Origin of the sequence: Bacillus sp. GbtcB10, assembly GCF_019091365.1 — a bacterium.
Taxonomy (GTDB): Bacteria; Bacillota; Bacilli; order Bacillales; family Bacillaceae; genus Bacillus; species Bacillus altitudinis.
In genome coordinates this window covers 472,486-491,410 of record NZ_JAGXJP010000001.1, presented here as the reverse complement: position 1 = coordinate 491,410, position 18,925 = coordinate 472,486, and the positions used below count along the sequence as shown (strand labels likewise).

Below are 18,925 nucleotides of genomic sequence, written 5' to 3'. Positions count from 1 at the left end.
TACATTTCATACATCCACAATATTATATCATACTGCCGAGCTTGTCATCTAACAAGAACGGCAGTTATGAAAATTATTTTGAAATTTTCATGATGTTTTCTTGGCCAGCTTTGATTTCACCGGATTCTTGAAGGTCAATAAATTGTCCTTCACTTAAGTTTGTAAATACAATTGGTGTCATTAAAGATGGTACTTCTGACTTAATTTTATCAATATCAACCTCTAAAAGTTTCTGACCGATTTCTACTTGATCTCCCTCTTGTACAAATGCTTCAAATCCTTCTCCTTTGAGGCTGACTGTATCAATCCCGAAGTGAATCAAGATTTCAAGTCCACCATCAGACTGGAGGCCGATGGCGTGTTTTGTTGGGAACACATTTAAGATTTTTCCTCTTACTGGTGAAACCACTGTTCCCTCTTTTGGCAAGATAGCAAAACCGTCACCCATCATTTTCCCTGAGAATACTTGATCTGGCACATCTGTAATTGGATGCAGCTCCCCTGTAATTGGTGAAGCAAACATTTCTTCCCCTTGTTCGTTTTGAAGCGGTTTTGCAATGACTTCTTCAACCTGCTGGCTAACTTCTTCTTTTGCAGAAGGGTCTTTCGCTGGTCGAGGTGTGCGCCCTGCAATAATGTCTTGCATTTGTGTTTTTAAATTATCAGAGCGTGGACCAAAGATGGCCTGGATGTTATTCCCTACTTCAAGGACACCTGAAGCGCCAAGCTTTTTCAAACGGTCTTTATCCACTTTTTTCTGATCATTTACAGTGACACGTAAACGTGTAATACAAGCATCTAGGTGTTTAATGTTTTCTTGGTCACCCATTGCTTCAAGAATTTCATAAGGTAAGTCATCGCCTTTTCCAGATTGAGCGCTGCTTGCACCGTCAGCTGCTTCATCTTCTCGTCCTGGCGTTTTCAGATTAAACTTGCGAATCGCAAATCTGAATCCGAAGTAGTAAATGACAGCCAGTACGAGACCGACTGGAATGACAAGCCACCAAGCGGTTCTATTCGGCAGGATACCAAATAGGAAGAAGTCGATTAACCCTCCTGAGAAGGTCATCCCGATTTTCACGTTTAGAATATCCATTATCATAAAGGACAATCCAGCAAATACACAGTGAATCGCAAATAATATCGGTGCAACAAACAAGAATGAGAATTCAAGCGGTTCAGTGATCCCTGTTAGGAAAGAAGTAAGGGCCGCTGATCCCATAATTCCTGCTACAAGCTTTTTATTCTTAGGTTTGGCTTCATGGTAAATCGCAAGTGCTGCTGCTGGAAGTCCAAACATCATGAACGGATATTTCCCTGTCATGAATGTCCCGGCTGTCAGCTGAACACCATCTTTGATTTGCGCCATGAAAATACGCTGGTCACCACGGATAATATCTCCTGATAAGCTCTTATAGCTAAAAAATTCATACCAGAATGGTGCGTAGAATATGTGGTGCAGACCAAACGGAATTAATGAGCGTTCAATGACACCGAATACAAAGGCAGCCAGCGGCTCATTCGCTGCAAGCAGTCCTGTTGAAAATGAGTTCAATGCACCTTGGATTGGCGGCCAAATGACGAGCATCAAAAGCCCTAAAATAAGTGCTGAAATCGACGTAACGATTGGAACAAAACGCTTACCAGCAAAGAAGCCAAGATATTGCGGGAGCTCAATTTTGTAAAATTTATTAAACATATAAGCCGCTAATACCCCGACAATAATTCCGCCAAAAACGCCGGTAGACAAGGTCGGTATGCCGAGCATATTCACATATGCTGGATGACTTTCCTTAAAGAACTTAGCCAATTTGACTGAATCGGATGGAATAGAACCGTTGGCCATTAATACGGCGCTCATCGTCACGTTCATGACAAGGTAACCGATGATCGCGGCAATCCCTGCCACACCGTCTCCATTGGCAAGACCGATGGCAACCCCTACAGCAAATAGGAGTGGAAGATTCGAGAAGACAATATTCCCCGCATTCTCCATAACACTAGCAACAAGCTGAATTGTATCATTGCTTAAAAATTGAGCGACATCAATCAACTGCGGATTTTGCATCGCATTTCCGAGTGCTAGTAAAATACCAGCAGCAGGAAGGATCGCAACTGGAAGCATAAGTGCTCGTCCAATTTTTTGCAACACACCAAAAAGTGATTTAAACACTGGTTGAACCTCCTTTTGTTTTCGCTTACAACATACATTTCAATCACATATTGACGTACATTTCATAATTAACCGTTTACATTTCACTTTCAGAACACAAAAAAGGCATGGTGATATAAGGTTGCGCAAATAACAGGATCTTATCCTGTATTTACCTTAAGTCACTCATGCCTGATCGAATCAGTTACACGTTTCAAGGAAACTATGAAATTTTATTCGTCAATCTGTACAGGTGAAGTGTCAAATAGACAGCTTCAGCATCTTGTACAGGCTTTTTCAATGCATGTTGCAAAATTTTGATCATTTTCCAAGCAGTATTGTAGCATAAAGGATATTCATTTTTCAATAGATGAAGCAACTTTTCTGGCTCCTCTAATGATTCTTCCCGTTTAATACGCTCAATCGAAAACGTAATATGGCGCAGTAAGCGTAAATAATGAATACTTTCTCTATCTACTTTCATATGAAATGCATCTTCTATGACTTGGACCATTTGTGTCATGAGCTGCGAATGACGGTTGACCTCGGATAAAGGCCGGTTCGTTAAAGCAGAGTGAATGTGGAGCGCAATAAACCCAATCTCTCCTTCGGGCAGCTTTGTTTCAACATCTGGTCGCGCATTTATCAGTTCCACGACTTCCTTTGCGACCTCGTATTCTTTCGGGTATAAGGATTTCGTTTCAAGCATAAAAGGATTGGTGATATCATAGCCTTGCTTAACTCGCTTAAAACTAAAGGCAATATGATCTGTCAGAGCAATGTGAATATGCTCATTTAAGCGATGCCCCATTTTTTCTCGTATATGATAAATGACGTCATTGGCAAGCTCAATCATGTCCTCATTAATGTGGTGCAGCAATTGTTTGTATTCTGTTTGCTCTTTTGTGTTCTTTAACACAAACATTTTCTCAAATGCCGCTTGATCGAGAACGTCACCCGATTTTTTCCCAAAGCCGATCCCTTTATCAATCAGGACCACTTCGCCTAAAGAAGGGTGTTTTGCGATGATGACATTATTATTTAACGCTTTATCAACGGTGAAGGATTCCATGAACATCCCCACCTCCTTCTTATTCAATCCTTCTTATCGTACAAAACAGATGAAACGTGCGTCAACGATTGTTTTTTAAAATAGTCGTTGTGCGCTCAACGAGTCGATATGACAGCACCCTTTTTTCTGGTGCCTCTCCTTGTAACGCTCGATTGAACAAGTCAAATGCTTCCTGCCCCATTTGTTTGAGGGGAATGTCTATACTAGAAATCCCCAATGCTTCACTCAATTGATCGTTTTGAAAGCCAAGTATGGCTGGTGATTCTCCAACGTTTATTTGGTGACGCTGTGCTTCTAGTAAAAAACCTGCTGAGACATCATCGTTTGTAATCAGTAAGGCTGTCGGACGATTTTTCATCTCTTTCCATTCTGTAAATAATTGCTTGCCATCAAAAATGGTCAGTTTTCCTTCAATGATCCATTCCTCATCAATGTCCTGCCCAAGCGACCGCATCATTTCTTGATAAGTCTGAATGCGAACTTGGCTATTCTCCCCTTCTGTTCTAGCAAGAACGATTGCGATTCGCTCATGACCGCATGCCGCTAAGTGTTCAAGCCCTTCCTTAAAAGCCTGATCATGCGCAATCGATACCGATGAACATGTATCATGCGGAGTAGGATGACAAAAAATAATAGGACCAGATTCCTGCCACTTTAAAATGTCTCGATCACTTAACGCATTTGAGCAAAAGATTAAACCATCCACACGCTGCTCTTTTAAGCTCATTAATGCTTCTTTTTCCTTTAATGGGTCATATCCTGTTTGAAACAAGGCAAAATGCATTCCGCGCTCCTGTGCTTTCTCTGCAATCCCTGTGACAATTCCGCTGAAATAGGAGTGATCAATTGTCGGAAGCACAATTCCAAGCATATTGGAATAGCCCTTTGCTAAATGCACTGCCTGAATATTCCGTGTATATTTGAGCTCTTTCATCGCACTAAGTACGCGCTCTCGCTTTTCTTCTTTGACATAAGGATGATCATTCATCACTCGTGATACGGTGGTAACAGATACACCCGCTCTTTTCGCAATATCCCTTATGTTAGGCATTTTTTCTCCTACTTTCTCTTGATATGGTAAGCGTTTCATACTTTAAGATGTATGTGAGCTGAACAAATCACTGGGTGGAAAGGGGAATTCAAGATGGGTATTATCATATGGATCATATTATGTTTGACTATTTTGTTTTCTGCTCGATTCGCACTACATCCTTTAGGAAAAGAACATAAAATCAAGCCGTTTCAATCAATTGATGATTTTTTTGTTGATAAGGATCGCAAAGAGTGACAAAAAAATCACGATGACGCTCCCAATACTTGGACGTTCATCGTGATTTATTTCATTACTTGATGATCGTCAACTCTTTTGGATAATTGGTTAAGGTGACTGGGCCATCTTTTGTAATGAGAACATCGTCTTCAATTCTAACCCCGCCGACTCCTGGTACATAAATACCCGGCTCGATCGTATAGACCATCCCTTCTTTTAGAAGGTCATCATTTGCTTGACTCATAGAAGGGAACTCATGAACAGAAACCCCGAGTCCATGCCCTAGACGGTGAGGGAAGTATTCGCCATATCCTGCTTCTGCGATCAGCCCTCTTGCTTTTAAGTCAAGGTCACCAATTCTCACACCCGGCTGGCTCATATCAAGTGCTGCCAATTCGGCTTTCAAGACGGTGTTGTAAATATCCTTTTGTTGTTCAGACGCTTCTTGATAGATGAAGGTTCTTGTAATATCTGAACAGTAGCCATCCACAATCACGCCAAGGTCAAATAAAACAAAATCACCTTTTTTCAAGGCTGCCTGTCCCGGATTCCCATGAGGTTCTCCTGATTTTTCTCCAAATAGTACCATGGTTGAAAAGGACATGCCCTGAATGCCTTTTTTCTTCAGTTCATATTCGATGACAGCAAGAACTTCGGTTTCCGTCACCCCTTCTTTTAAAGCATGAACCCCAATTTTGACGCCTTCGTCTGCCAATTGAGCAGCTTTTTTCAATGTTTCAATTTCAGCTTCGTCTTTAATTAGTCTTAGCTGATTGAGCACATCTTCTGCCCGGACGAATGTTTCTGCCCCAGTGATAGCTTGAAGCTGCTCTGCTCTTTGCAAAGGAATGGATTCTTTTTCAATCGCTAGGCGAGTCGCTTTTACTCCTCGTTTTTCTAGTGCCTTTTGTATGAAATCAAAGGGGTTTTCATGGTCTTCATATCCAATGAGATCTCCAGCCCATCCCGCATTTTTTGCTTGCTCAACTTCCATCTTAGGCAAAATGAAAAATGGATCTGCTTCCTGAAAAACAAACAGCCCCATCACTCTTTCATGCGGCTCTGTGAAGTATCCAGATAGATAGAATACATTCTCCTTTGTATGTATAAATGCACCTTGAATGTCTTTTTTCTTAAGCCAAGAAGACAAGTTTTTCATTCGATTCATCGTGATCCTCCTCACACGTTTGACTACTGATCTATTGTATCAGTTTTCACTGTATTTCGCACAAAAGCACACTGACCTAAAGCCAGTGCGCTTTTGTGATTTGCTTAAGAAGCACGAAGCAAACGAAGTCCGTTTAAAATAACCAAAATCGTACTGCCTTCATGTCCAATGACACCAAAAGGTAAATCAAGAACTTGTAAGAAATTCGCACAGATTAACAAACAAATAACAGTTAATGAAAAGATGATGTTTTGTTTAATGATTCGGTTCATCTTTCTTGAAAGACGGATCATCTTTGTCAAGTTGTTTAAGTTATTTTTCATTAAAATGAGATCTGCTGTTTCTAAAGCAACATCTGTGCCTCCGCCCATTGCGACGCCAACATCTGCTGTGGCGAGTGCAGGTGCATCATTGATTCCATCTCCGACCATAATGATCGAATCACCTTGTTTTTTCAGTTGATTGACTTCATGTACCTTTTCATCTGGAAGACATTCAGCGACAACGGTTTGGATGCCTGCTTCCTCTGCAATCGCTTCAGCTGTTTTTTGCTGATCCCCTGTGAGCATGACGGTTTGGATGCCTAAATCATTCAGCTCCTGAATCATTTTTTTGGCTTCAGGTCTGATTTGATCCTTCAAACCGAGACAGCCGACAACTTCTTGATTTTTTTGAACATAGACAACTGTATATCCTTTGGATGAAAGAACATCACCATTCTCTTCAATGTCACGATCCATTGAAGCTTTTCCGGCAAAATCTTTCTTCCCAATCCGCCATGTGTCCTCATTTAATTGTGCTTCCACACCAAAACCTGATGTTTCTTCAATGGTTACGTGGGCTGACCGCCCTGTATGATGCTCTTTTGCCATATCAGAAATGGCTTTAGCTAATGGATGGTTTGACTGACTTTCAATTTGATAGAGCGTTTGATAAAAGGTCGATTCATCCTGCCCTTTTGCCAAGACCACTTTTTCAACAGCTGGTTTTCCACTTGTAATCGTACCCGTTTTATCAAATGCAATCATCGTACTTGTGCCCAGTTTTTCTAAAAAGACACTTCCTTTTACAAGCATACCGTTTCTTGCACCGTTTGAGATGAGTGAAAGAGCTGCTGGCATAATTGAGGCAACAAGTGCACAAGGCGAGGCAACCACCATAAACACCATCGCACGGTAAAACGTTTCACTCATGCTCCAGCCAAGTACAAAATGAGGCAGGAACATTAAAATCGCCACAGTGATGAGCACACCTTTTACATATGCACCTTCAAATTTTTCAATAAATGCTTGGCTTGGCGATACACTTTCTTGTGCAGATTCCACAAGCTTAATGATTTTATGAAAAAGTGTTTCTTCATTATGTTTTGTTACTTCTACTGTTAATGAACCATTTAAATTCACTGTTCCTGCAAACACATCTTCCCCTTGCCCTTTTTCCTGAGGCACCGATTCACCCGTTAAGGCAGATTCGTCTACACTTGTTCTTCCGCTCATGATCACACCATCTGCTGCAATTCGTTCGCCCGCTTTGATTAAAATACGGTCGCCTGGCGTAAGTGAAGAAGCAGCGATTTGGATGGTGGTGCCATCTTCTTCAATTAAAGTGGCTTCATCTGGAGCGATACTCATTAAGGCCGTTAAGTCTTTTTTACTTTTATTTGACGTATACGTTTCTAGCGCACCGCTGAGCGAAAAAATAAAAATTAAAATGGCGCCCTCTGCCCAGTAGCCAATGATCGCTGAGCCTATCGCAGCAAATATCATTAAAAGTTCTACATTTAATGTCTTGGATGAAATGGTTTCTTCAATACCTTCCTTTGCCTTTGCAAAACCACCAATAACAAAAGCAAGAATGAAAAGAGGAATACTCCACATCGTTTCATCCTTTAGAAACCATCCAATCAAGATGAGAATCCCCGAAATGCCTGCTGCGATTAATTCTCCGTGCTGTGCCCATTTATGAAAGAGCGAGTTAGATCCCTTTTGATCTGTCGTTTGATAAAGTGCTGTATTCTCATTCATGATTACTTTCTCCTCTCTAATTGATAATGATTTTCACATTATCAATCGTTGCCCGTTCCGTTTATCATCTATATTTTCTGCTATTTCAAGCTTTTTATAGGTCTGTAACTCATTATAACAGGTTCTGATCAATTTTCAATTAATAATTATTATAATTTCTTTTTGATAATAATTATCATTATTAGCACCCGACATTTCTTCCTCTTTCTGAGCACATTTTATTCATCTGAAAGGTAATTGAACACAAAAAAGAACCAACGGATCGACCATTGGTTCTTTACAGAAAGCTTGTGTTCTAAGAATTTGTCCACTCTTTGATTTGTTTTTTCGTCAGCGGACCTACATGGTTTTTGACCACTTCACCCTTTTCATTGATGAAAAAAGTCGTCGGGATCGTCATGATTTGGTATTTCTTCATCATTTCGCCGTGCTCATCGAGAACGATCGGAAATGTAAACTTTCTGTCTTTCACAAATTGGGCAACAGCATGCTTGCTTTGCTCAGCACCAAGTAAATTAACAGTCAGTATGTCTACATCACTTTGATTTTCTTTCACAATCTGTTCAAAGGCTGGAAGCTCCATTTTGCAGGATGGGCACCACGTTGTCCAAAAATGCAGAATGGTCCGCTTCCCTTTCACCGGGATCACCTGCGTTTCACCTGTTAATGTAGGAGCTTCTATCCTCGGCGCCATGACAGGCTCTTTTGCTTCAGCCTCTATGTTCATCAGAAATAAAAGAAGGGTCATCATGAGAAGACTGGCGGGTAGATATTTACGATTCATCAGCATCTTCCTTCCTGATTTTCCTATAGCTTGCCCGCTAGCTGCACATGACATTCAAGCTTTTTTCAATGTAAGAAACATGGAGACGCCGAGTTCCTTGCAAATCGTCGCATAATGCAAAGCCGTTAATAGCAGCATCCCCGTGTTCATTCCTAAGATAACACCCATCATATTTAAGGATTCGATGGATCCTAGGAAATACACCATAGAGAACGACACCACGTGCACCCATATATTATGTAGGAACACATCTTTAATAAGACCCATACCAATTAAGCAAGCTTGAAACGGCATCACGAACAGGTGGCATAAGAAGTAAGGCCATAGCAGCTGCAAGTAAACGGCTGCTTGAGGTGAGTCAAAAAAGAGCTGCGTGAGCGGATAAGCGAAATAATACATGATCATCACGGCTGGCACCCCATATCCAAACGTAATGAGAATCGCTTGTCTGACACGTTTTTTCACGAGATCATACTGCCCCAAGGCATAGGCTTCTGATACATTCGGAATCATCACAATCATAATGGAATGAGCGATAAACGCCGGAAAAAAACCGATCGACATCGCTACGCCAGCAAGCATTCCGTAATGATCTACAGCAAGCGTACCAGAAATGCCCGCTGCAACGAGGGCTCCTTTGATTAAAAACGGTTCAATCGCATTGGCAATGGCATGAAAGATACGCATACCTGTTGTCGGAATGGAGACTGCTAACAAACGTTTTCTGACGTCAATCCCTCTTAACTCAACCGATCTGACATTCACAGCATTTTTCGCCATGACGTATTGGGAATATAAATAGATAAAGACGACGAGATCACTTGCAACAATCACACCAATCGCGATAAGCACCGCTGTTTCAATATCAAACGAATACCAATGAAAAAACAAAAACAAACAGATAAGCTGGATTGTTTTTTTCAGCATATTGGCTAGAGCAATTCTGCCCATTTGCTGCTTGCCCATAAAATAGCCGCGTGCAATGGAAGTAAATGCGATGATCGGAATAAGTGACAGAACCAAGCCCTTCATCAGCGGATGATACGATTGAAATACAGGAATGAAAGGCAGTACAATGGCTGCTATTGCCGTTGTTGTGCATGTCACCACAAGCGTCATTTTAAATGCATGGCGAAGCATACTTTTATGAAGCCGCTCATGCGATTCTGCAATGAATTTAGAAATGGAGACTGGCAGCTCTAAGCTGGCGATCACAAGCACAAGCATGATGATGGGAAGGATGCTCATATATAAACCCATTCCATGTTCTCCAAGCTCTCTCGCTAAAATCATATTGACTAAAAACTCGATACACTCAGCAATGAAAGCTGCGACAGATAGCAGAATGACCCCTTTTACAAATCGATTCATGTAGCCTCCCCTTGTCTAAAAGCAAATTCTTTTCACATTCTATGAGACAAGTCCTGAAAATATTTTAATAATTGAAGACAAAAAAACAGCGACTGATTGATCGCTGCTTTTCTTTACACTGCAAACACATGACGGCCAATGCGTTCTACAATTTTACGAGAACGAATCCAGTTATCTGTCGCCGTTTTTGGATTATAAAAATAAATCGCCTTTGTTGTTCTGTCATCTTCTTTGACAACCTGCTTCACAGCTTTTACGGAATCCTGGTCTGCCTTATCATTGATACTTCCATTCGATACGGGCTGGAAGGCATTTCGCTGATAAATCACACCTCTGACACTGTCAGGAAAAGAGCGGTGTTCTACGCGGTTTAAGACGACGCTTGCTACCGCTTTTTTCCCGGCGTAAGATTCACCTTTTGCTTCGGCATGTACCAACCGAGAAAGCAAGTCCATTTCTTCATTAGAATAGTGTGATTGATTTCTTGAGCTTGCTGGCTTTGCCGTTTCCTTTTTCTTCGGCTTCGGCTTCGGTTTTGATGCCTTCTCCTCTGTTGACGTGCTTAGCATTTTCACTTTCGGCTGATGTTTCTCCTCTGAAAACGCTGGGATCACAGTATGCTTTTCATCTTGATCTATATATGAAAACTGATGCTTTACAGGTGCTTGTTCAAGTTTCTGACTTAATGTGCCTTCTTGCTCTTGTATATTGTCCATCTTGATCGCTGAGATGAGCATAAGGATGGCAAAAAGAGCTGTATGAATTTTGATCATTCGCCTCATTCCTCCTTTAATCAATGTAGGCTGTAAGATACTTGTCCACTCTAACAAGAGCTTCTTCTATTTTCACGCACAAAGATTTTCATGCCTGTCCAAATTCCGTCATTAAATGGCATGTCCTAGTTGAAATACGCATGAACTGGTAATGTAAGCGTTTAATACAGTCTCTTTTTAGCCTATAATCATCCTTATGCTCCTGATTATGGGTTATTACATTTTCTTTTCATATGTATCAAGCTGGTTTGAAGTATGACAAAAGAACCAAAATAAAAAGCTTTTTCTCATTCATGAGAAAAAGCTTTAGCTTCTTGCTTCTTTAAGATATTCAAAAATAACATCTCCACCATGCTTGGCGATTCCGCGAAAATGTTTAAAATCATCTTGATTGACCAATACAGAACGAAATGTTAAAAAATCATCCTTTTGAATGGTCACTTGTTTTTCAGTACCATTCCGTAATGATTCTAGTATTGTGTTGATGTGTTCTTCAGTCAAAAAAACCGCTCCTTTTCAGCCTTGATCAAATATTAAATATACCATTCGTTTTCAAAGCGTACAACGAAAACGAAAGAAAAACGTCTTTATCCTTTACATTGGTATGAAAATATTGCAAAATACTTTTTAATAGGGAATGAAATCTGTTTTTAAAGGAGAGGGATCGGTTGAAGATTGCAAAAATTGGGAATGTGATCGAATTTAGAAATGGTTTAACAGGTGTAGTTGAAAAAGTGAATGAAAACTCTGTTATTGTGGATGTCACCATTATGGACAACTATAGAGATTTAGAACTGGATTCACTAACAGTCGTTAATCATAAAAACTATAAAATCATCAAAGACTCCGTACATTAATTTGCAATCCTCAATTCAGCCTACCGTTACATAAGGATATACGAAGCAGAGCTGATAACAATACCTTACTTTTTATGTTTTATGTAAAAAAAGTGATCTGATGCAATATTAGCTCTAGATAGGAGAAACTAATATGCAACATTCAAATGATATCATTGTACGTTTTGGAAAAATAGAAGATGCTGAAACTACTTTAGAAATTCAAAAATCAGTGATTGCTGAGTCAGATTATTTACTGACAACGCCGGAAGAATACAAAAAAACCTTTTTAGAACACAAGGAATGGATACAGAAAAGAATAGAAAACGAAAATGAGACGTACATAGTTGCCCAAACTGGCGATCAAGTCATTGGATGGATAGCCTTTGAACAATCATCAAATAGAAAAAGAACTTCTCACGTTGGTTCTTTCGGCTTGATGGTTGATAAGAGCTATAGAGGTTTAGGCATAGGGGAAATCTTACTAACAGCATTATTAAATTGGGCAGAAAAGAACCCTTCAATTGAAAAGGTTAGTTTAGCCGTTTTCTCCACAAACCAAAAAGCTATTTCTTTGTATAAAAAGATGGGCTTTTTAGAAGAAGGGCGTAAAATCAATGAATTTAAAATAAATGATCATGAATACTGGGATGATGTATTAATGTATAAGCTCGTTTAATACGATGAAAAAGAATTGCAGAAATAAAGACATAATAAATTGAATCATCAATTTATTATGTCTTTTTCTTATTTTCTCTTACATCATTTGATGAAGGCGTCAGTCTTTTTGCGCGTGAAAGGTTTGCATTTCCGCTTTTGTTTTGTACATATCAACTTCTTCAGGTGTTATCACGCCTTTATCAATTAAAAGGGCGATCACTCCAAGTAATGTGGAGGCACTCCATTTATATCGTTCTTTGTTTTGATGTTCAAGCATCTGAAGCTCTTCCCTTAATTCCATTAGCAGCTTCTCTGTTTTGTCTTCTTTGTTTGCCAACACAAACGCCTCCATTTTCATTCGCTCGTTTCAATTTTATCTTAAAGTAAATATATGAAGAATAAAAGTATGATACACCTTTACAAACATACGTTCTGTCGTGTATACTATACATACGAGCTGGTAGCCCCCAGCCGTCCTAGCAAGTTCTATTCCTATTGGTATGAGAAGAGTGACATGACTCTTCTCTTTTTTTATGTGTCATCATGATCTATTCCATAAAAAAAGACATGTCATCCACATGTCTTTTCTTATTTATTAGCGATTATCAATCGTTTCTGGATACATATCGTGATTCATCATACGATACGATGCCATCTCTTCATACTTTGTTCCAGGTTTTCCGTAGTTCGTATACGGATCAATTGAAATACCGCCTCTTGGTGTAAATTTGCCCCATACTTCGATATATCTTGGGTCCATTAATTCAATGAGGTCGTTCATGATAATATTCATACAATCCTCATGGAAGTCACCGTGGTTACGGAAGCTGAACAAATATAATTTTAATGATTTACTTTCGACCATGATTTCATTTGGGATGTAGCTGATATACACGGTCGCAAAATCTGGCTGCCCTGTTTGCGGGCAAAGTGATGTGAATTCTGGGCAGTTGAATTTCACAAAATAATCTCTATTCGTATGTTTATTCGGGAACGTTTCAAGCACTTGTGGTGCATAGTCAAACAAGTAATTGGTCCCTTGATTTCCTAGTAAAGTGACACCTTCTAATTCTTCTGGTTTTCTTGTCGTCATTTTGTCTCTTCCTTTCTATACGCCTCGTTTATTTCCCCACAATAGCGTGTGCAGCTGTGGTAAGACTCTCACACGATTCAAATCAGGATCTTGCGCTACTTGATCTACAAGCATTTCGTATTTCTTTAATAAGTGCGTTAATAAGTACGCATCATCAGCTGTCGTCGTATCATCATTTCCAACTTGCAAATAAAAGGGGAGTTCTGGGTATTTCGCATGAACATCCTTTGCATAGGCTAGATCAAGATCATCAAAGATCACGACCTTCAGGCTTGCATGTTGCAATCTGTTTCCATTTTTCAATTCATCTATGATACGTGTAAGTTTCGTAAAATCGGTTTTCATATTTGAACTTGGTGGTTTTGGAGAAATGGTTAAATCATCTATCTTCAAAAACCAATCTTGATACATCGTTCCCTGCGTTTCAAGCGCCGTATCAATTCCTTCTTCATGCAATAAATCAATAAGTGATTCCATTTGTTTTAAAAGCGCAGGATTCCCACCTGAAATGGTGACATGAGAAAAAGCCTTTCCACCTATTCTCTTCAGCTCTTTTACAATGTCCTCTGCCTGAAGCCACTGAATATCATGCTTAGCTGATCCATCCCATGTAAAAGATGAATCACACCAGCTGCAAGAGTAGTCACAGCCAGCCGTTCTGACAAACATGGTTTTTTGGCCAATAACCATTCCTTCTCCTTGAATGGTTGGACCAAAGATTTCTAAGACAGGAATCGCTTTAGTCATTGAGCTCAACTCGTTTCGGACGGTAAATGCAGTAGCTTGTTGGTGTCTCTCTGACAAAAACTTGAACACATACTGGATTGTTCGCTAAAGTCGTTAAATATGCGGCCACTTTATCATACACAGTCTTTGCGACAACCTCAGTGGTTGGCATCGCATATGGATCATTCGATGAGAATTCTTCATGGTCATTGAGCAGTGTATGGTCGTACTGTCCATGAATGAGTTTTTTTAGCGTGCTAAAATTCACAAGGAAACCTGAATCATCTAGATGATCTCCTGCAATTGTAATGTTAATTGTATACGTATGACCATGTACGCGGCTACAAGCGCCAGCATCTTCTCTCGGGATAAAATGGGCTGCCGATACATGCATATCTTTATTTAATTCAAACGAAAATGGATGATTCGTCTGTGGATAGATTTGAGAAAGCATTTAGTTCGCCTCCTTCATGTCCATATAAGTGTCATAGCCATTTTTCCGAAGCTTACATGCAGGACATTCCCCGCAGCCATCAGAAATGATGCCATTATAGCAAGTGAGCGTTTCATTTTTCACAAAATCTAGCGCATTCAGTTCATCAGCCAGCTTCCACGTTTCAGCTTTATTCAGCCACATGAGCGGCGTATGGATGACAAATGGTTTTTCCATTGCCAAATTCACCGTGACGTTACAAGATTTCACAAACTCATCTCGGCAATCTGGGTAGCCGCTAAAGTCTGTCTCGCACACACCCGTGATAATATGACGTGCTCCAATTTGATACGCAAGAATGGATGCAAAGGATAAGAAAACTAAGTTTCTCCCCGGAACAAATGTGGAAGGCAGTTCTCCTTCTTTTTCTTCAATATCAATGTCATCTCTTGTTAAGGCATTGGGTGCAAGCTGATTTAAAAGAGACATATCTAATAGATGATTTTTCACACCTAGCTTGTCAGCAATTCTTTTGGCGACATCAATTTCTTCTTGATGACGCTGATTATAATGAAAGGTTACCGTTTCAACCTCTTTAAATTGTTGAAGTGCCCATAGTAAACATGTCGTACTGTCCTGTCCCCCGCTAAAGACAACGACCGCTTTTTCATTTTTCATTTTTCCTTTTCCTCCTTTTGCAGACCCGTACCACCGCACAAAGCTGCATCTGAAAGGTTCATGAAAACCCCTATTTTCTCAAAAGAAAAGACACCTTTACATGTGTATGAGGTGTCCCAGCCATAAAAAATAAAAAATGCCACATCCAAGGATACGGCAAGTCCTTAGTTTTTTATAGAGGGTTTTGCTAGAACCTCTCCCGTTTTCACGGATTTTTGTTCAATTTTCACAGAGGATAGTGTACCACATAATTGGTGTACAAGCTATCCCTTCTTTACTTATCACCTGATGCAGGCACTTTTTTCAGACAAAGGAAGAGGATAAAAAAGATACTGACATAGCCAAAAACAGGGTAAACCGTTGAAATGAGTGTGCCGTATCCAATTTTACTGATCACATAACAGCAAAGAAGAATAAAGGATATCGTATACGTACTGTTCAATCGGATATACACCCTCACTTGTCTTTCGAGACCGTATAAATTCCCTATAACGGATGTAAAGACTTCACCGAAGATCACGAATAAATAGATGAGATGAATGGAGTTTGCGACTTGATACACCACTTGAGCCATCGGGATATCATACGCCTCCAGCATTTCTAATGAAGAAAGGGATAAAAAGCAGGCGAGCAGAATGAGTGTCAACATCAGACCTCCAAGCACCGCTCCCTTTTTTATAACGGCTTCGGATGTCATTTCGTTTGCGACCGGCACTAATACGGCTTGAGACAGCGCTAAATTAAATGCACCATATGAAATCGCAGACAACATCCATTCGCCCTCTCCCATTTGCAGCCCCAGAACGTGGCTTTCACCGCTACTAAACACAAATGAGTCTAGAAACACAATCAGCGAAAAGAAAATCAGCATTGGAACGACAAGTACATTGACACCAAATAACCCTTTTGACCCTTTAAAAAGGACAATGACACTTAAAATAATCGTTAAAAAAATACCATATTCTTTTGAGATGCCAAGTTGTTCTTCAAAAATAGCGCCTGCTCCAGAAATCATCACTGACGTCACACCTAGTAATATAAAAAACATGACGATGTTAATATATCGACTCGCAGCAGCTCCAAATAAAAACCGATTCATATCTTGATAAGACTCCGCTTCAATTCGTTTGGAAATCAGCATCATTTTTGCGCCAAGGCCGGTAAAAATAACACCGCTAATCAAAATCCCGATCAATCCAATCCAGCCAAAACGAACAAAAAATTCTACGATTTCTTTTCCTGTCGCAAACCCAGCTCCAACCACTGTTCCTACATATACAAAGGCAAGCTGAAAAGCGGATTCATTTGAACGTTTCATATGACCCCTCCGCACCCATCACTTTCGATTGTCTCTTTTTTATCCTATGAGACAAGTTCCTTGAAAAGAAGGACAAACCATGATTAAATGCAAAAAAGGATTTTTCATTCAGCTATGAGCAAAACAGTTGAAAGTCAAAATAGGTCAGAGTATACTATAGTCAAAGATGGTCAAACAACAGACCATTTTATTTAACATTCATTGGTCAAATAAAGTCAAACTTTATTTTAAGGAGGTCATGGCTCATGCGTTGTCAACATTGTCAAGTGAATGAAGCAACGATTCGCCTGAATATGCAAGTAAATTCGTCCCGTAGCCAAATGGTTTTATGTGAAGACTGCTATACCTCTTTGATGGAACAGTCAAAAATGAAAATGGGTCCTAACCTGTTCGGAGGCGGTTCATTCTTCTCTGAGCAAGCAGGACATGCGACGAGCCAAGAGCGGCCTAAACAAAAAGGCTTGCTAGACGAGCTTGGCCGGAATTTAACGGATGGCGCACATGCTGGTTTAATCGATCCTGTCATTGGCCGTGATGAAGAAGTCACAAGAGTCATTGAGATTTTAAATAGAAGAAATAAAAACAATCCTGTCCTCATTGGTGAACCTGGTGTTGGTAAAACGGCCATAGCCGAAGGACTAGCACTAAAAATTGCAAATGGAGATGTACCAAATAAATTAAAGAACAAACAAGTTTATTTATTAGATGTTTCTTCACTTGTGGCAAACACAGGTGTACGTGGTCAATTTGAGGAACGGATGAAGCAATTAATCAAAGAATTGCAAAGCCGTAAAAATATCATCTTATTCGTTGATGAAATTCATCTTCTTGTAGGCGCAGGCTCTGCCGAAGGGTCAATGGATGCCGGAAACATTTTGAAACCAGCTCTAGCTCGAGGGGAACTGCAGCTAGTAGGTGCGACAACATTAAAAGAGTATCGTCAAATTGAAAAAGATGCTGCCCTTGAACGCAGGTTCCAGCCCGTCATCGTTGATGAGCCAACACAGGATGAAGCATTCGAGATCTTAAAAGGCATTCAGGATAAGTATGAAGCCTATCATGGCGTCACCTATTCTGACGAAGCCATTAAAGCGTGTGTTCAATTATCTTCGCGGTATATTCAAGACCGCCACTTGCCAGATAAAGCCATTGATTTAATGGATGAAGCAGGTTCAAAAGCGAATCTCTCCATTGATGCAGCAAGTGAAGATGAATTAACAAACCGTCTTGCGCAAATTGCCGCTGAAAAACAAGCCGCTTTAAATGAAGAACGCTATGAAAAAGCAGCGAAGCTTCGAGACGAAGAAGAAGCGATTGAAGCGAGATTGCAAAACAAAACAAATGACAAAGAACATGTCGTCACAGCTGAGGACATTCAGTCGATTGTAGAACAAAAAACAGGTATCCCTGTCGGCAAACTACAAGCAGACGAACAAACAAAAATGAAAGAAATTGATGTCCGCTTAAAAGCCCGCGTCATTGGTCAGGAACATGCGGTTGAAAAAGTGGCGAAAGCCGTAAAAAGAAGCAGAGCCGGCTTAAAATCAAAACACAGACCAACTGGCTCCTTCCTTTTCGTTGGGCCAACAGGCGTCGGGAAAACCGAATTGTCTAAAACATTAGCGGAAGAATTATTTGGCTCAAAAGAAGCGATCATTCGTTTAGATATGAGTGAATACATGGAGAAACACTCCGTGTCCAAAATCATCGGTTCTCCTCCTGGTTACGTTGGACATGATGAAGCCGGACAGCTCACGGAAAAGGTTCGCAGAAAACCATACAGCATCATTTTGCTCGATGAAATCGAAAAAGCGCACCCTGATGTCCAGCATATGTTCCTTCAAATCATGGAAGATGGCCGGCTAACAGACAGCCAAGGCAGAACCGTCAGCTTTAAAGACACGGTCATCATTATGACAAGTAACGCTGGCAGCACAGATAAAAAAGCGGTCAAAGTCGGGTTCCAGTCTGAACAAGAAGAAGCCATCGAAGAACAATCATTGATTGATTCACTGAGCGCTTATTTCAAACCGGAATTCTTGAACCGTTTTGACAGCATCATTCAGTTTGATTCATTAGATAAAGACGATTTAGTCAAAATTGTGGATCTTCTGCTCAAAGATTTGTCAGAGCAGTTAAAAGAACAAAATCTAACTGTTCACGTCACAAACGAAGCGAAAGAAAAAATCGCTGAACTTGGTTACCATCCAGCATTTGGGGCTCGTCCGTTACGAAGAACGATTCAAGAGCATGTTGAGGATCAAATGACGGACATGTTGCTTGAAGAAGAACAACTTACTGGATTTACAGTCGATGTTGAACATGACGAAATTGTTGTGAAAAAGAGCTAAGTACATCCTAAGGAGGATCTTCAGCTCCATCATGTGGCAGTGTCTAAATTCCATCTGAGCGCCGACGCTCCCCCGCCTCTTTTCCTTTACGATAAAAGAAAAAGAGGTGGAACACATGGATCACATGATCAATTGGAACTACGATTTGATTAAAATCATACATGAAGAAAAATTAAAAGAATTGCTCTTAGATGAAACAGCTCAAAAAAGATGAAG

At 40.2% G+C, this 18,925-nt stretch carries 18 protein-coding genes and 1 riboswitch; of the genes, 3 read left to right on the top strand and 15 right to left on the bottom strand.

Annotated features, from left to right (window positions below; all coding sequences use genetic code 11):
• Window positions 1-73: 73 nt before the first annotated feature.
• The 9 genes from ptsG to KVT11_RS02680 form a co-directional block, all read right to left on the bottom strand.
• Window positions 74-2,173 carry a glucose-specific PTS transporter subunit IIBC gene (gene ptsG, locus KVT11_RS02720; protein WP_017367134.1) on the bottom strand — a complete coding sequence of 700 codons (2,100 nt, stop codon included), beginning with the start codon at window positions 2,171-2,173 and terminating at the stop codon, window positions 74-76.
• Between the two features lie 202 nt (window positions 2,174-2,375).
• Window positions 2,376-3,230 carry a glucose PTS transporter transcription antiterminator GlcT gene (gene glcT / locus KVT11_RS02715; RefSeq protein WP_017359435.1) on the bottom strand — a complete coding sequence of 285 codons (855 nt, stop codon included), beginning with the start codon at window positions 3,228-3,230 and terminating at the stop codon, window positions 2,376-2,378.
• 55 nt (window positions 3,231-3,285) lie between these two features.
• Window positions 3,286-4,275 carry a LacI family DNA-binding transcriptional regulator gene (locus KVT11_RS02710; protein ID WP_039956480.1) on the bottom strand — a complete coding sequence of 330 codons (990 nt, stop codon included), beginning with the start codon at window positions 4,273-4,275 and terminating at the stop codon, window positions 3,286-3,288.
• 292 nt (window positions 4,276-4,567) lie between these two features.
• On the bottom strand, window positions 4,568-5,662 hold the full coding sequence (locus tag KVT11_RS02705) for a M24 family metallopeptidase (RefSeq protein ID WP_008348072.1): 1,095 nt from the start codon (window positions 5,660-5,662) through the stop codon (window positions 4,568-4,570).
• Between the two features lie 104 nt (window positions 5,663-5,766).
• Complete coding sequence (locus tag KVT11_RS02700) at window positions 5,767-7,686, bottom strand: heavy metal translocating P-type ATPase (protein ID WP_035392241.1); 1,920 nt, start codon at window positions 7,684-7,686, stop codon at window positions 5,767-5,769.
• 295 nt (window positions 7,687-7,981) lie between these two features.
• On the bottom strand, window positions 7,982-8,470 hold the full coding sequence (stoA, locus tag KVT11_RS02695; protein ID WP_017367131.1) for an endospore biogenesis thiol-disulfide oxidoreductase StoA: 489 nt from the start codon (window positions 8,468-8,470) through the stop codon (window positions 7,982-7,984).
• A gap of 54 nt (window positions 8,471-8,524) precedes the next feature.
• Entirely contained in the window at window positions 8,525-9,841 is a 1,317-nt protein-coding gene (locus KVT11_RS02690; protein WP_017359440.1) for a polysaccharide biosynthesis protein, read from the bottom strand.
• A 113-nt stretch (window positions 9,842-9,954) separates the two neighbouring features.
• Window positions 9,955-10,614, bottom strand: a complete 660-nt coding sequence (locus KVT11_RS02685) for a cell wall hydrolase (protein WP_050827216.1) — start codon at window positions 10,612-10,614, stop codon at window positions 9,955-9,957.
• Window positions 10,615-10,920: 306 nt separating this feature from the next.
• Window positions 10,921-11,115: a hypothetical protein gene (locus KVT11_RS02680; RefSeq protein ID WP_008348081.1), complete on the bottom strand. Its 195-nt coding sequence runs from the start codon at window positions 11,113-11,115 to the stop codon at window positions 10,921-10,923.
• A gap of 167 nt (window positions 11,116-11,282) precedes the next feature.
• On the opposite strand from KVT11_RS02680, the gene KVT11_RS02675 reads away from it, so the two are divergent.
• Both KVT11_RS02675 and KVT11_RS02670 read left to right on the top strand, forming a co-directional pair.
• Entirely contained in the window at window positions 11,283-11,471 is a 189-nt protein-coding gene (locus tag KVT11_RS02675; RefSeq protein WP_003211747.1) for a YkvS family protein, read from the top strand.
• A gap of 133 nt (window positions 11,472-11,604) precedes the next feature.
• Entirely contained in the window at window positions 11,605-12,129 is a 525-nt protein-coding gene (locus KVT11_RS02670; protein WP_210552422.1) for a GNAT family N-acetyltransferase, read from the top strand.
• A 99-nt stretch (window positions 12,130-12,228) separates the two neighbouring features.
• Here the strand turns inward: KVT11_RS02670 and KVT11_RS02665 are convergent, their stop codons facing one another.
• The 6 genes from KVT11_RS02665 to KVT11_RS02640 all read right to left on the bottom strand — a co-directional run bounded on the left by KVT11_RS02665 (window position 12,229) and on the right by KVT11_RS02640 (window position 16,358).
• Window positions 12,229-12,447, bottom strand: a complete 219-nt coding sequence (locus tag KVT11_RS02665) for a hypothetical protein (protein ID WP_017367128.1) — start codon at window positions 12,445-12,447, stop codon at window positions 12,229-12,231.
• A 258-nt stretch (window positions 12,448-12,705) separates the two neighbouring features.
• Window positions 12,706-13,203, bottom strand: a complete 498-nt coding sequence (queF, locus tag KVT11_RS02660) for a preQ(1) synthase (protein WP_003211403.1) — start codon at window positions 13,201-13,203, stop codon at window positions 12,706-12,708.
• Between the two features lie 15 nt (window positions 13,204-13,218).
• On the bottom strand, window positions 13,219-13,950 hold the full coding sequence (gene queE, locus KVT11_RS02655; protein ID WP_024719652.1) for a 7-carboxy-7-deazaguanine synthase QueE: 732 nt from the start codon (window positions 13,948-13,950) through the stop codon (window positions 13,219-13,221).
• Entirely contained in the window at window positions 13,943-14,383 is a 441-nt protein-coding gene (gene queD / locus KVT11_RS02650) for a 6-carboxytetrahydropterin synthase QueD (protein ID WP_046527711.1), read from the bottom strand. The genes queE and queD overlap by 8 nt, the downstream gene beginning before the upstream one ends.
• A complete protein-coding gene (gene queC / locus KVT11_RS02645) occupies window positions 14,384-15,040 on the bottom strand; it encodes a 7-cyano-7-deazaguanine synthase QueC (protein ID WP_008348090.1) in 657 nt (218 codons plus the stop codon). It lies immediately after the preceding gene.
• A gap of 158 nt (window positions 15,041-15,198) precedes the next feature.
• A riboswitch (PreQ1 riboswitch) is annotated at window positions 15,199-15,243 on the bottom strand.
• Between the two features lie 71 nt (window positions 15,244-15,314).
• Window positions 15,315-16,358 carry a YkvI family membrane protein gene (locus KVT11_RS02640; RefSeq protein WP_048003074.1) on the bottom strand — a complete coding sequence of 348 codons (1,044 nt, stop codon included), beginning with the start codon at window positions 16,356-16,358 and terminating at the stop codon, window positions 15,315-15,317.
• Window positions 16,359-16,603: 245 nt separating this feature from the next.
• On the opposite strand from KVT11_RS02640, the gene KVT11_RS02635 reads away from it, so the two are divergent.
• Window positions 16,604-18,709: an ATP-dependent Clp protease ATP-binding subunit gene (locus KVT11_RS02635; protein WP_210552421.1), complete on the top strand. Its 2,106-nt coding sequence runs from the start codon at window positions 16,604-16,606 to the stop codon at window positions 18,707-18,709.
• Window positions 18,710-18,925: the final 216 nt, after the last annotated feature.